12 protein-coding genes are annotated in these 13,190 nt (G+C 73.0%); 11 read left to right on the top strand and 1 reads right to left on the bottom strand.

Going from position 1 to position 13,190, the window contains the following annotated elements:
• Positions 1-77: 77 nt before the first annotated feature.
• Genes AAME72_RS00765 through AAME72_RS00715 form a run of 11 tightly spaced genes read left to right on the top strand, consistent with a single transcriptional unit; the run spans position 78 to position 12,586 of the window.
• Positions 78-1,127, top strand: coding sequence for a LacI family DNA-binding transcriptional regulator (locus AAME72_RS00765; protein ID WP_348788355.1), 1,050 nt, complete (start codon positions 78-80; stop codon positions 1,125-1,127).
• Complete coding sequence (locus AAME72_RS00760) at positions 1,124-2,074, top strand: sugar ABC transporter permease (protein WP_348788354.1); 951 nt, start codon at positions 1,124-1,126, stop codon at positions 2,072-2,074. Before AAME72_RS00765 ends, AAME72_RS00760 begins: the two co-directional genes overlap by 4 nt.
• A complete protein-coding gene (locus AAME72_RS00755; RefSeq protein ID WP_348788353.1) occupies positions 2,071-2,946 on the top strand; it encodes a carbohydrate ABC transporter permease in 876 nt (291 codons plus the stop codon). The genes AAME72_RS00760 and AAME72_RS00755 overlap by 4 nt, the downstream gene beginning before the upstream one ends.
• Before the next feature lie 31 nt (positions 2,947-2,977).
• Positions 2,978-4,270, top strand: coding sequence for a sugar ABC transporter substrate-binding protein (locus AAME72_RS00750; protein WP_348788352.1), 1,293 nt, complete (start codon positions 2,978-2,980; stop codon positions 4,268-4,270).
• Positions 4,271-4,319: 49 nt separating this feature from the next.
• Positions 4,320-5,474, top strand: coding sequence for an ADP-ribosylglycohydrolase family protein (locus tag AAME72_RS00745; protein ID WP_348788351.1), 1,155 nt, complete (start codon positions 4,320-4,322; stop codon positions 5,472-5,474).
• Positions 5,474-6,853, top strand: a complete 1,380-nt coding sequence (locus AAME72_RS00740) for an ADP-ribosylglycohydrolase family protein (protein WP_348788350.1) — start codon at positions 5,474-5,476, stop codon at positions 6,851-6,853. The genes AAME72_RS00745 and AAME72_RS00740 overlap by 1 nt, the downstream gene beginning before the upstream one ends.
• Complete coding sequence (locus AAME72_RS00735; RefSeq protein ID WP_348788349.1) at positions 6,850-7,776, top strand: ribokinase; 927 nt, start codon at positions 6,850-6,852, stop codon at positions 7,774-7,776. Before AAME72_RS00740 ends, AAME72_RS00735 begins: the two co-directional genes overlap by 4 nt.
• Positions 7,754-9,847 (top strand): SUMF1/EgtB/PvdO family nonheme iron enzyme, encoded by a 2,094-nt coding sequence (locus AAME72_RS00730; protein ID WP_348788348.1) that lies wholly within the window; start codon positions 7,754-7,756, stop codon positions 9,845-9,847. Before AAME72_RS00735 ends, AAME72_RS00730 begins: the two co-directional genes overlap by 23 nt.
• Positions 9,844-11,031: a CoA transferase gene (locus tag AAME72_RS00725; RefSeq protein WP_348788347.1), complete on the top strand. Its 1,188-nt coding sequence runs from the start codon at positions 9,844-9,846 to the stop codon at positions 11,029-11,031. Before AAME72_RS00730 ends, AAME72_RS00725 begins: the two co-directional genes overlap by 4 nt.
• Positions 11,028-11,816, top strand: a complete 789-nt coding sequence (locus AAME72_RS00720) for a CoA ester lyase (RefSeq protein WP_348788346.1) — start codon at positions 11,028-11,030, stop codon at positions 11,814-11,816. The genes AAME72_RS00725 and AAME72_RS00720 overlap by 4 nt, the downstream gene beginning before the upstream one ends.
• Positions 11,813-12,586 carry an alpha/beta hydrolase-fold protein gene (locus AAME72_RS00715; RefSeq protein WP_348788345.1) on the top strand — a complete coding sequence of 258 codons (774 nt, stop codon included), beginning with the start codon at positions 11,813-11,815 and terminating at the stop codon, positions 12,584-12,586. Before AAME72_RS00720 ends, AAME72_RS00715 begins: the two co-directional genes overlap by 4 nt.
• Here the strand turns inward: AAME72_RS00715 and AAME72_RS00710 are convergent.
• Entirely contained in the window at positions 12,564-13,178 is a 615-nt protein-coding gene (locus AAME72_RS00710) for a dihydrofolate reductase family protein (RefSeq protein WP_348788344.1), read from the bottom strand. The two genes, AAME72_RS00715 and AAME72_RS00710, sit on opposite strands and share 23 nt — an antisense overlap.
• Positions 13,179-13,190: the final 12 nt, after the last annotated feature.

Raw genomic sequence — 13,190 nt, 5'->3', positions numbered from 1 at the left:
ACTGTCGTGTAAACGTTCTCGTAAACGTTTCCAAGCATCAGCACCAGCCCCACCCTCCAATGAAGCAGGAGCAGCGCATGTCCGAGCAGCCGACGTCGGAGCCCAAGCGGTCGACGCTCGTCCTCGTCGCCGAGCGCGCCGGCGTCTCGATCGCCTCCGTGTCCCGCGTCCTCAACGGCCAGCCCGCGTCCGCACAGCTCGCCGAGCGCGTGCGCCGCGCAGTGGACGAGCTCGGCTACGTGCCGGACGCGAGCGCACGGACGCTGAAGACCGGCCGCACCGATCAGCTCGCGCTCGCCGTCGCCGACCTCGGCAACCCGGTCTACGTGAAGATGATGCACGAGGTCGCCAGGGTCGCCGCGAAGAACGGCTACCGGCTGGTGCTCTCCTCGACCGGAAGCGAGGCGGCCGACCAGATCGAGCTGCTCGGCAGCCTGAACCGCGGCTTCGCCGACGGCCTGCTGCTCAGCCCGCTGCGCGTCACGGACGAACTGGTCGCGGCGCTGCGCGCGAGCCGCATCCCCGCGGTCGTCATCGGCTCGCTTCCGCCGGACGTGGAGCTGGACAGCGTCCGCGCCGACTCCGTCGCGGGCGTCGGTCTCGCCGTCGAGCATCTCGCCGAGACCGGCCGTCGCCGGATCGCGTTCGTCAACGGACCGGTCGACACGGTCCCCGGCGCCGCGCGCCTCGAGGGCTACCTGCGAGCGGTCGAACGCCTCGGGCTCGGCACGAACGCTGACCTCCAGGTCGCCGCCTCCGACTTCACCTACAAGGCCGGGCGCAAGGCCGCCGCGCGCCTCCTCGGCCAGTGCACGCCGGACGCCGTGGTCTGCGCCAACGACCTGATCGCCGTCGCCGTGCTCAAGGAACTCGCCGCGCGCGGGCTCCGCGTCCCGGAGGACGTCGCCGTGGTCGGGATGGACGACAGCGAGGCCGCTGAGCTTGCCAACCCGGCGCTCACCAGCGTGAACCTCGGATCCGCCAAGCGAGCGCGCACCGCCGCGAAGCTCCTGATCCGGCGGCTGGAGAACCCCGGCGTCGCGCCGCGCACGGTCGTCATCGAGCCGACGCTGCAGGTGCGCGAGTCCTCCGTCGCCGCACGCGTCGCGGACGGGGCGGGCGCATGACCGCGACCATCGTGCCCCCGGCCGCGACCACCGTCCCGCGGCCGCCGCGGAAGCGCCGCCGCCGCAGCGGTCCCGCGGGAGGCAGCGGCAAGGACGCCTGGCTGCTCGTCCTGCCCGCGCTGATCCCGATCGTCATCTTCAGCGTCTACCCGCTGGTGCAGGGCATCCTGCTCGGCTTCACAGACGCGCGAGCGGGCTACAACCTGCCGATCCACTTCAACGGGATCGACAACTACACCAAGCTCGGCAGCAACACGCTGTTCTGGAACTCGTTCGGCATCGGTCTGCTCTGGGCGTTCAGCGTCACCATCCTGCAGTTCCTCGCCTCGCTCGGGCTGGCGCTGCTGCTCAACATGAACCTGCGGCTGCGCTGGCTCGCGCGCACCCTCGCCCTGGTGCCGTGGGCGATGCCCCCGGTGATCATCGCGATCATGTGGCGGTTGATGCTCAACCCGAGCTACGGGCCGATCAACCAGGGCCTGCGCGCCCTGGGGCTCCCGGGCGACATCAACTGGCTGGGCAACGCCTCCATCGCGCTGCCCGCGGTCATCGTCGTCGGCGTCTGGGCCGGGATGCCGCAGACGACCATCACGCTGCTCGCCGGGCTGCAGTCGGTGCCGACCGAGCTGCACGAGGCGGCCGCGATCGACGGGGCGAGCGCCTGGCGCCGGTTCTGGCACGTGACGCTCCCGGCGCTGCGGCCCGTGATCGTCGCGATCACGACGCTCGACCTGATCTGGAATTTCAACTCGTTCGCGCTGGTCTTCGTCCTGACCGCGGGGGGACCGGGCGGCACGACGATGCTGCCGATGCTGTTCGCCTACAACGAGGCCTTCCGGTACGGGAACTTCGGCTACGCGGCCGCCATGGGCAACGTCATGGTCGTCGTGATCGCGATCTTCCTGTTCCTGTACCTGCGCGGCCAGATGAGGAGTAGGAACGCATGACCACTCTCGCCTCCGGCCCCGTGAAGAGCGCGTCGGTGAAGCGCGCGCGGATGATCTCGCGCCCCCTGCAGTACATCGCGCTCGTGCTCTACATGATCTTCCTGGGCTTCCCGCTGCTGTTCCTGCTGACGACGGCGTTCAAGACGCCGCGCGAGCTGCAGTCGCCGAACCCGGGATTCCTGCCGACCACGTTCGACCTGCAGAACTTCGTGCAGGCGATCGAGAAGGCCAACCTGTTCACCGCCGCGGGCAACAGCCTGATCGTGGCGGTCTGCACGACCGTGCTGGTGACGATCATCGCCCTGCCTACCGCCTACGCCCTGGCGCGGTTCCGCACCAAGCTGCGCGGGATCGCCACGGGGTGGATCCTGCTCAGCCAGGTCTTCCCGTTCATCCTGATCATCATCCCGCTGTTCCTGGTGCTGAAGAACATCGGCCTCATCAACAACCTGGCCGGTCTGGTGCTGGTCTACACGGTGTGGTCGCTGCCCTTCGCGCTGTGGATGCTGCAGGGCTATATCGTCGGCATCCCCGTCGAGCTGGAGGAGGCGGGAGCGATGGACGGTGCCAGCCGGTTCCGCACGCTCCGCACGATCGTGCTGCCGCTGCTCGCGCCCGGCCTCGTCGCCACGAGCCTGTTCACCTTCATCAACGCGTGGAACGAGTTCTTCTTCGCGCTGGTGCTCATCCAGGACCCGAACCTGCAGACCCTGCCGCTCGCGCTCGCGCGCTTCGTCGGGGCCGAGGGCCAGGTCCAGCTCGGTCAGCTCGCGGCGGCCTCGCTGCTCGCGACCATCCCGAGCCTCGTGTTCTTCCTGCTCATCCAGAAGCGTCTGACCTCCGGCCTGCTCAGCGGCGCCGTGAAGGGCTGAGACGTCACCCACCCCCAACCAAGGAGAAACCATGCGCAAAGGCACCATCCGCGTGGGCGCCATCGTCGCCGGCATCGCCGCCGCGTCGCTCGCCCTCGCCGGCTGCTCGTCCTCGGGCAGCTCGGACAGCGCCAGCGGCGGCAAGGTCACGCTGACCTTCCAGTCGCTCGCCTACCAGGACACCACGGTCGCCGCGACGAAGCAGATCGTGGATTCGTGGAACAAAGCCAACCCGGACATCCAGGTGAAGCTCCAGCAGGGCAGCTGGGACAACGTGCACGACCAGCTCGTCACGCAGTTCCAGGGCGGCACCGCGCCGGACATCATCCACGACGAGTCCGCCGACATCATGGGCTTCGCCCAGCAGGGCTACCTGGCCGACCTGAGCAGCGAGCTCAGCTCCGACACCAAGAAGCAGGTGTCGAAGGATGTCTGGAAGTCCGTGACCACCCCCGACGGCAAGATCGTCGCGGCGCCGACGCTCCTGCAGACCTACGTCGTGTTCGCCAACAAGAAGGCGTTCGCGGACGCGGGTGTCGAGGTGCCCACGGGCAAGACGCTCTCGTGGGACGACTTCCAGGCCCTCTCGAAGAAGCTCACGGCGAGCGGGAAGTTCGGCACCGGCTGGGGCATGAAGTCCCCGACCGCGACCGTGATGAACCTCGCCCTCGGCTTCGGCGGCACGTTCTTCGACACCAAGGCCGGGAAGTCGACCATCCACGTCGGCGACGACGAGCTGCAGGTGCCCAAGCGCATCAACGCGATGGCCTACGACGACAAGTCGCTCGACCCGGTCTCCCTCACGCAGAGCGGCACGGACGTGCTGCCCGGCTTCTTCGGCGGCAAGTACGCCATGTACGTCGGCGGCAACTACGTCGCGCAGCAGATCAGCGAGTCGGCCCCGAGCGGCTTCGACTGGGTCGTCCTGCCTCCGCTGGCCGGCAGCGAGGGCGCGGCACAGGCCGCCAACCCGCAGACGATGTCGGTGTCGGCGCAGAGCAAGCACATCCCGCAGGCCGCGAAGTTCATCGACTACTTCATGAAGGCCGACAACCAGGCGAAGCTGGCCGAGGGCGACTGGCTCATCCCGGCCTCCTCCGCTGCGCGCGACCAGGTGAAGAAGGACACCGCGGGCAAGAACGGCTGGGACGTCATCCTGGCCTCGGGCGACGAGCTGACCGCCGCCCCGTTCCAGGCCGCGACGAACTACCCCCAGTGGAAGGACCAGTACGCGACCCCGGCGCTGCAGAAGTACCTGGCGAACAGCATCAGCCTGGACGACCTGAAGAAGCAGCTGACGGACGGCTGGTCCGCGGTCGGCTGATCGCCCGCACCGGCACCGCAGAACACACGCAACAGACGAAGGAGAGACGATGGATGCCCTGGTGAACGCCAGCACGGGTGCGCTCGCGGGCGCGGCCGTGGGAGACGCGCTCGGAGGAGCGGCCGAGGGGAACACGCCCGAGGCGATCCAGGAACGCTACGACGGCTTCATCCAGGGCGTCGTCCCTCCCTTCCTGGCCGACTGGCGCAACGCCCGCCCGATCGCGCCCTACCACAAGGGCGACGGGCACATCACGGACGACACCTTGATGACGACCGCGCTCGTCGAGGTGTACGACACGGTGCGCGACCACCTGGACGCGTTCGCCGTGGCGGACCACCTGGTGCCGCTGCTGATCGGCGAGAAGCGCTGGATCCCGGAGTTCGAGTCGGAGGCGCTGCTGCTGCAGCGCATCTTCCTCGCCGAGAAGTGGCTGGTCGCCCGGCTGCACTACGGCCACATCGACCCGCGCGAGGCGGGCGTCGGCAACATCGTGAACTGCGGCGCGACCATGTACGTCGGCCCGATCGGCATCGTGAACGCCGGGAACCCGGAGGGCGCGTACGCCGAGGCGATCGATGTCGCCGCCGCGCACCAGTCCAGCTACGGCCGGGAGGCGGCGGGCGTGTTCGCCGCCGCCGTCGCCGAGGCGATGCGGCCGGGAGCCGACGTGGACAGCGTCGTCGCGACCGCGCTGCGGCTGGCGAAGGACGGCACTCGCGACGCCATCGAGGCGGTCGCGGAGGTGGCGGCCGGGGTGACCGACTGGCGCAGCGGCCTCGCGACGCTGCGCGCGGCGGTCGAGCCGTTCGACACCGTCGGCCCGCACTACCGGGCCCCGGCGAAGGATGCGCGCATCCCGAGCCGCACCAAGTCGATCGAGGAGCTGCCGATCGCCCTCGGTATGCTGATCGCCGCCCGCGGGGACTACCGGGAGGCGGTGCTCGGCTCGATCAACTACGGTCGCGACTCCGACTCGATCGCCGTGATGGCCGGCTCCATCTCCGGCGCGCTCGGCGGCCTGGAGGCCGTCCCCGCGGAGTGGATCGAGGCGGTGAACGAGGGCAGCAGGATGGACGTCACCGCGACCGGCCCGGTGATCGCCGCCGTCGCCCGCGACGTCTGGGCGAAGGATGCTGCGCGCGCCGTCGCCGTCGCCGCCGCCCGGTCGGCGTACGCGTCGGTCGCCGCTGAGGCGGTCTGATGCTGCGGCTGAGCTGGACGCAGCCGGAGGACCTGCTGCCGCACGCCTTCGTCGCGGCCGAGCTGGACGGCCGCGCGGTCGGCGACCTGCGCGAGCGCTGGGTCGCGGCGGGCGGGCCGTCGGCTGCGCCGGTCAGCGGCGCAACACCGCAGCCGGCGCCAGAACAGCTGCGCCGGCTGGCGCGGGAACTGCTCGCCGAGGTGGACCAGCGTCCCGACCCCGCCGCGCTCGTCGCCGCGGAGCCGGACGACCTGGAGGCGATCCTGGCGGCGGCGCCCGGGGCGCAGCCCGGTGCGCCGGTCGCCGCGGACCGCGCCGACCGCCTCGCTGACGACGCGCTGGACGACCGCGTCCTCGGCGCCTGGCGCGGCCGCGCCGCCGGCTGCCTGCTCGGCAAACCGGTGGAGAAGCTGCCGCTGGAGGGCATCCGCGCGATCGCCCGCTCGACCGGCAACTGGCCGGTCGCGTCCTACTTCACCGAGGTCGGTCTTGAGAAGAAGATCGCCGCCCGGTACCCGTGGAACCGGCGCAGCCGTCCGACCAGCCTGGTCGAGAACATCGACGGGATGCCGGAGGACGACGACATGAACTTCCCGCTGATCGCCCTGCAACTGCTGGAGACCGCCGGCCGCGGCTTCACGACCGACGCCGTCGCGCAGGCCTGGCTCGACGCTCTGCCCGGCGGCCGGGTCTTCACCGCCGAGCGGGTCGTCTACCGCAATCTCCTCGACGGCTACGAGCCGGAGGTGGCCGGCCGGGTCCAGAACCCGTTCCGGGACTGGATCGGCGCACAGATCCGCACCGACGTGTACGGCTGGGCGACGCCGGGCGACCCGGTCGCAGCGGCGCGCCTCGCCTGGACCGACGCGCGTCTGAGCCACGGCCGCAATGGCGTGTACGGCGCGATGTTCGCCGCCGCCGCGTGCAGCGCGGCCGTCGCCGGCGCACGGATCGACGGCGTCCTCGCCGCCGGCCTCTCCGTGGTGCCCTCCGGCAGCCGGTACGCCGCGGCCGTCCGCCGCGGTGCGGAGCTGGCGGCCGGCGATCCCGACGACGAGGCGGCGGTGGATGCGCTGCACGCCGAGTTCGGCCACCTGCACTGGGTGCACGTGCTGAACAACGCCGCGCTGCTCGCCTTCGCGCTGGTGCGCGGCGACGGCGACTTCCAGCGCACCATCACGCTCGCCGTCTCCGGCGGCTGGGACACCGACTCCGTCGGCGCCACCGCCGGCTCCATCGCGGGTGCGCTCACCGGCGCCTCCGCCCTCCCGGCACGCTGGATCGATCCGCTGCACGACCGGCTGGCCACCTCCGTCCCCGGCTTCTCGGACGTGCGCTTCGCCGACCTGGCCAGGCGGACGCGGGCGGTGGCGGCATGACGACGACCGTCGTCGGCAGCGCCAACCTCGACCTCGTCTACCGGGTCGAGCGCATCCCGTCGCCCGGGGAGACCGTGCTCGCGTCATCCTCGGACGCGGTGCCCGGCGGCAAGGGCAACAACCAGGCCGTCGCCGCGGCTCGGGCCGGTGCGGACGTGACGTTCGTCGTCGCGCTCGGCCGCGACGCGGCGGGGGACCGCCTCGCCGAGGAGGCCCGCGCGGCGGGAGCGACTGTGCTCGACCGCCGGATGCACGCCCCGACCGGCACCGCGCTCATCACGGTGGACACGGCGGGCGAGAACAGCATCGTCGTCGACTCCGCCGCGAACGCCCTGCTCACCGACCTGACCGTCGCCGAGCGCGACGCCATCACCGCCTCCGATGTACTGCTGCTGCAGCTGGAGACGCCGCTGGAGACGGTTTCCGAGGCCGCGGCCCTCGCGCACGCAGCCGGCTCCCTCGTCGTGCTGAATGCGGCGCCGGTGCGCCACCTGCCGGACGCGCTGCTCGCGGCCGTCGACATCCTCGTCGTCAACGAGCACGAGGCGAGCCTCCTGGCGCCGGACGCCGCATCGCCGCAGGCGGCCGCCTCCGCCCTCGCCCGCGACGGCCGCGCCGTCGTGCTGACGCTCGGCGGCGCGGGCGCGCTCGTCGTCGCGCCCGGCGCCGAGCCCGTCGCGGTGCCCGCGCACCGCGTCGAGGTCGTGGACACGACCGGTGCCGGCGACACCTTCTGCGGCGCGCTCGCCGCCGAGCTCGACCGCTCCGGCGCCGCGCGCGGCGACCGCGCCGGGCTCGGCGACGCCCTCGCCTCCGCCGCCCGCTTCGCGTCGGCCGCCGGCGCGCTGTCCGTGCAGCGCGCGGGGGCCGTCCCGTCCATCCCCACGCTCGAGGAGATCCGTGCTCTCATCGCCGACCGCTGACCCCGACGAGGCCAGCACCAACCAGTTCGACCCGCTCGTCCCGCGGCCGATCGACCGGCCGACGACGCTGCCCGCCGGCGGGGCACTCGACCCCGAGGTCGGCGACATCGCCAAGGTGTTCGCCGCGCCAGACGACCCGGCCGACTGGCCGGCCTGGCGCGCCGACCTCGCCGCCTGGCGCAGCGCGGCCCGCGAGCGGCTGGCGTACGCCGGCGAGCTCTACGACCGCCCAGAGACCCGCTGGGCGCAGACCGCCTACGCCGTCGCTCAGGTGTGGCTGTGGGACGACCGGCTGTTCGACCACGAGCGCCAGGAGTTCACGGTCGACGGCTTCCTCGACGCGGTCGCCGCGCAGGGCGGGCTCGACGGCGTCGTGCTGTGGCACGCGTACCCCGTGATCGGCATCGACGACCGCAACCAGTTCGACTTCTACCGCGACGTCCCCGGGCTGCTGGACGTGATCGACCGCTTCCACGAGCGAGGCCTGCGCGTCTTCGTCGACTACAACCCGTGGGACGTCGGAACCCGCCGCGCCGCTCGTCCCGACGCCGAGGAGCTCGCCGCACTGGTGCAGGAGTTCGGCGTGGACGGCGTCTTCCTCGACACGATGAAGGAAGGCGACTCCGCGCTGGTCGACGCGTTGCTCTCCGCGTCCCCTCCGCAGGTGCTGGAGGGCGAGTCCCGGGTGCCGAACCAGCGCATCAGGGACCACCAGCTGAGCTGGGCGCAGTGGTTCGCCGACTCGGCGGCGCCGGGCGTGATGCGCGCGCACTGGTTCGAGCGGCGGCACATGATGCACGGCGTCCGGCGCTGGAACCGCGACCACTCCGACGAGCTGCAGGCCGCGTGGATGAACGGCACCGGCATCCTGGTCTGGGATGCGGTGTTCGGCGTCTGGGTCGGCTGGAACCCGCGCGACGAGGCGACCCTGCGGGGGATGCTGCGGGCGCAGCGTGCGCTCAGCGCGGTGCTGGTCGCAGGCGACTGGGCGCCGCTCGACGGCGCGACCGAGACGGCCGTGGCTGCAGGCGTCTACGTCTCACGCTGGTCGCTGGACGGCGTGACGCTCTGGACGATCGTGAACCGCGGCGAAACGGACTGGACGGGCGACCCGCTCGCCGCGCCGCTCGCCGCGGGCGCCTCCCGTCACGACGTGATCGGCGGGGCGCGGGATGTGCGCGAGATCACCATCCCTGCGCGCGGGATCGGCGGCGTGGTCGAGATCGTGGCGGGCGTGGCGGAGCCGGAGGGGCTGGATGCGCTGCTCGCGGCCGCGGCCGCCGACCGCGGTGCGTCCGATGCGACGTTCCCGGCCCGCGAGGCCGTTCGGGTCGGCCGGACGGCCGTCGCCGCGGCGCCCGTCGCCGCGGCGCCCGTCGCCGCCGCGCCCGTCGCCGCCCCGGCCATCCCCGCGGACGCCGTGCGGGTGGCCGCGGGCGAGCGCGAGCTCTCGGTGACCTTCCGCCGCCGCGAGACCGGCTTCTACCAGGGCGCGCCCTACGTGGAGGAGTGGAAGCCGCTGCCGCCTCGGCTGCACGACGACCGCGCCGAGACGCTGGCCGTCACGGTCGAGAGGCCGGTCGTCGTCGCCGCCCGCGAGGTGTCCGTCGCCGAATTCCGGGCGTTCCTCGATGCGACCGGATACCGTCCCGCCATCGCCCACCGCTTCCTGGTCGGGACGGACGGCGCCGCCCCGGATGCGCCGGTCACCGGCGTCTCCCTCGCCGACGCGCGCGCGTACGCCGGCTGGGCCGGTGCACGCCTGCCGGACGAGTTCGAGTGGCAGCTCGCCGCCGAGTCCGGTCTGGAGCGCCGCCGGCCCGCGGTGTGGAACCTCACCGAGAGCGAGCACGACGACGGCATCACGCGCTTCGTCATGCTCAAGGGCGGCTCCGACCACCGCTCGGAGGGCTCCGACTGGTACGCCGACGGAGGCGTGCAGCAGTCGTCCTTCTCGTTCAAGTACCTGCTGCCGGGCCTCGGGATCGAGCGCTCGGCGAGCATCGGGTTCCGGGTCGCCTGGGATCTCGACGGAGACCCCGACCGCGACGCAGAGGGGGTGGCCCGATGACCGCGCCCCTCGACGGCGTCCGGGTGTTGGACGTCTCCACCCTGTTCGCCGGACCGCTCGCGGCGACCTTCCTCGGCGACTTCGGCGCCTCCGTGACCAAGGTGGAGCATCCCACCCGTCCCGACGCCGCGCGCGGCCACGGGCCGGCGAAGGACGGCGTGAACCTCTGGTGGAAGACGCTCGGCCGCAACAAGCGCACGATCACCATCGACCTCGGCACCCCCGATGGCGCGGAACTGCTGCTCGCGCTCGCCGCCGAGGCGGACGTCCTCATCGAGAACTTCCGTCCCGGAACGCTGGAGCGCTGGGGCCTCGCTCCCGAGCGGTTGCAGGAGGCGAACCCGCGGCTGGTCATCGCCCGCGTCACGGCCTTCGGTCAGACCGGTCCGTACTCGTCGCGTCCCGGCTTCGGCAGCCTCGCGGAGGCGATGAGCGGGTTCGCCGCACTCACTGGCGAGCCGGACGGGCCGCCGACCCTGCCGCCGTTCGGCCTCGCCGACGGAATCGCCGCGCTCACCTGCGCGTACGCCGTCTCGGTCGCGCTCCGCGCGGCGGAGCGCGACGGCCGCGGCCAGGTCATCGACCTGGCGATCATCGAGCCCATCCTGATGCTGCTCGGCGGTCAGATCACCGCCTACGACCAGCTCGGTGTCGTGCAGCCGCGCACCGGCAACCGCTCGGTCAACAACGCGCCGCGCAACGTCTACCGCACCGCGGACGGCGACTGGGTTGCCGTCTCCACCAGTTCGCAGTCCATCGCCGAGCGCGTGATGCGCCTGGTCGGCCGGGAGGACGTGGTCGCCGAACCGTGGTTCGCCACCGGCCACAGCAGGGCCGAGCACGCCGACGAGCTGGATGCCGCTGTCGGCTCCTGGATCGCCGCTCGCCCGACCGACGAGGTCGTGTCCGCGTTCGAGGAGGCGCAGGCCGCGATCGCGCCCGTGTACGACGTGCGCGGCATCCTCGCCGACCCCCAGTACCGTGCCCTCGGCACGGTGCAGACCGTCCCGGACGACGAGCTCGGGCCGGTGAAGATGCAGAACGTGCTGTTCCGCCTCTCCGGCACGCCCGGCGGCATCCGCTGGGCGGGCCGCCGCCACGGGCAGGACACCGACGCGGTTCTCGCCGAGATCGGCGTGACCCCCCAGCAGCTGGCGGCGCTGCGGGAGCGGGGCGTCGTATGACCGCCATCACCGCCCTCTACGTGCCCGGCGACCGCCCCGACCGCTTCGAGAAGGCCGTCGCCGCTGCGCCGGACATCGTCATCCTCGACCTCGAGGACGCCGTCGCCCCCGCCGCCAAGGACGCCGCGCTCGCCGCGGTGACGCAGTGGCTGACGGCGCGGGACGCCGCGAGCGGCCCGCGGATCCAGGTGCGGGTGAACCGCGGCGCCGAGCACGAGCTGGACGCGCTGGTCGCCACCGGGGTGTCGCTCGGGCTGCGGCTTCCCAAGGTGGAGTCGACCCACGAGCTCGACCGCGTCGCCGCGCTCGCGCCCGGCGTGCCGCTGACCGCGCTGGTGGAGTCCGCTCTCGGCCTCGAGCGGGCGTTCGAGCTGGCCTCGCATCCCGCGGTCGTCGCCCTCGGCGCGGGGGAGTCCGACCTCGCCGCGGAGCTCGGCACCCGCGAGGACGCCGTGCTCGACCACATCCGCATGCGGCTCCTCGTCGCCGCCCGCGCGGCAGGGCTGCCCGCGCCGATGCTGGCCGCGTACCCCGGCATCCGCGACCTCGACGGCCTGCGCACCGACACCGAGCGCGGCCGCCGGCTGGGCTGGCACGGCCGCTCGGCCATCCATCCCGCCCAGCTGCCGGTGATCCGGGAGGTGTTCCGGCCGCGCGACGAGGAGGTCGCGTGGGCGCACGCCGTGCTCGACGCGCTGGCGACCGACGGCGTCGCGACGTTGCCGGACGGGCAGATGGTGGACGCGGCGATGGCCGCCCGCGCCCGGGGGATCCTCGAGGAGTGACCGCGCCGCGGTGGGCCGCGATCCCGAGCGCCGCGCTCGGCGAGGAGCTGCGGTTCCTGCTGCGCGCGCCGCGCGGCCCGGGGCCGCATCCGGTCACCCTGCTGCTGCACGGCCGCGGCGACGGCGCCGAGAGCTGGGAGCCGGTGTTCGATGCGCTCCCGGACGGCGTGGTCGTCATCCCGGACGCGCCGTGGCTGGACCGCGCCGGATACTGGGTAGACTCCGCGCATCCCGACGGCCGGGCGGTCGAGACGGCGGTCGTGCGCGACCTCCTCGGCTGGGTGGACGCCGAGCTGCCCGTCGTCCACGACCGCGGGGCGCGCACGGTGGCCCGCTACTCCATGGGCGGCGCCGGGGCCGTGCGCCTCGGGCTCGCGCACCCCGCGCTGTTCGGCACGGTGATCGCGCTCAGCCCGGCGATCTACGAACCGGACCCGCCGCCCGGGTCGTCGGCCCGCGAGTCCGGCGCCTTCGGCACGGCCACCGCGCGGTACGACCCGTCCGAGTACACGCGGCTCGGCCACCGGGCGGCGCTCGAAGCGCATCCCGGGACGCCGACGCGGCTTCTCGTCGCGACCGGGGATGCGGAGCCCGCGCATCCCGGAGCGCCCGCCGCGCTCGCGGTCGGCGCGCAGGCGCGGGAGCTGGTCCGGCTCGCCGGCGACACCCCCGGCATCGAGGCGACGTTCCGGGAGTTCCCGGGCGGCCACGGCTGGGAGACCTGGCGGCCGGCGCTGCGCTGGGCGCTCAGCGCCGCACGCGATAGCTGAGGTGCGCCACCTCCGGCGTCACCCGCTCGCGCAGCAGCTCCAGTTCCAGCGCGGGCACCCGGTCGAAGACGCGCTCGCCCGCGCCGAGCGTGATCGGCACGACGTGCAGCCGCAGCTCGTCGACGACGCCCGCCCACAGCGCCTGGTTCAGCGTCTCGGCGCCGCCCGCGATCGCGACGTCCGCGTCGCCGGCCGCCGCGCGCGCCCGGTCGAGGGCCGAGTGGATGCCGTCCGTCACGAACGTGAACGTCGTCCCTGTCATCTCCAGCGGCTCCCTGGCGTAGTGCGTCAGCACGAACACCGGCGCGTGATACGGCGGCTCGTCGCCCCACCAGCCCGTCCAGTCGCCGAGCGGCTCGCCGGACGCCGGCCACTCGTCGCGCACCGGGCCGAACATCTTCCTTCCCATCACGTAGGCGCCCGCCGCGGTGATCGCGTCGATCTCCTCCGCGTGCCGGTCGGCGTACTCGTCGAACATCCAGGTGTGCAGGCGGCCCTCCACACCCTCGCCCATCGGCTTGTCGATGGACTGGTTCGGGCCGGCGGCGTAGCCGTCGAGGGAGAGGGCGATGTCCGCGGTGACGATTCCCATGCGGGAAGTCTG

It is taken from the genome of Leifsonia sp. NPDC080035 (genome assembly GCF_040050925.1).
Lineage (GTDB): Bacteria > Actinomycetota > Actinomycetes > Actinomycetales > Microbacteriaceae > Leifsonia.
The sequence above is the reverse complement of the archived record's forward strand: the minus strand, read 5'-3'. Positions and strand labels throughout refer to the sequence as shown.

Bases quoted from the DNA above. Each gene is read 5' to 3' on its own strand.
- AAME72_RS00765 (WP_348788355.1), top strand. From the start codon at position 78: ATGTCCGAGCAGCCGACGTCGGAGCCCAAGCGGTCGACGCTCGTCCTC.
- AAME72_RS00760 (WP_348788354.1), top strand. From the start codon at position 1,124: ATGACCGCGACCATCGTGCCCCCGGCCGCGACCACCGTCCCGCGGCCG.
- AAME72_RS00755 (WP_348788353.1), top strand. From the start codon at position 2,071: ATGACCACTCTCGCCTCCGGCCCCGTGAAGAGCGCGTCGGTGAAGCGC.
- AAME72_RS00750 (WP_348788352.1), top strand. From the start codon at position 2,978: ATGCGCAAAGGCACCATCCGCGTGGGCGCCATCGTCGCCGGCATCGCC.
- AAME72_RS00745 (WP_348788351.1), top strand. From the start codon at position 4,320: ATGGATGCCCTGGTGAACGCCAGCACGGGTGCGCTCGCGGGCGCGGCC.
- AAME72_RS00740 (WP_348788350.1), top strand. From the start codon at position 5,474: ATGCTGCGGCTGAGCTGGACGCAGCCGGAGGACCTGCTGCCGCACGCC.
- AAME72_RS00735 (WP_348788349.1), top strand. From the start codon at position 6,850: ATGACGACGACCGTCGTCGGCAGCGCCAACCTCGACCTCGTCTACCGG.
- AAME72_RS00725 (WP_348788347.1), top strand. From the start codon at position 9,844: ATGACCGCGCCCCTCGACGGCGTCCGGGTGTTGGACGTCTCCACCCTG.
- AAME72_RS00720 (WP_348788346.1), top strand. From the start codon at position 11,028: ATGACCGCCATCACCGCCCTCTACGTGCCCGGCGACCGCCCCGACCGC.
- AAME72_RS00710 (WP_348788344.1), bottom strand. From the start codon at position 13,178: ATGGGAATCGTCACCGCGGACATCGCCCTCTCCCTCGACGGCTACGCC.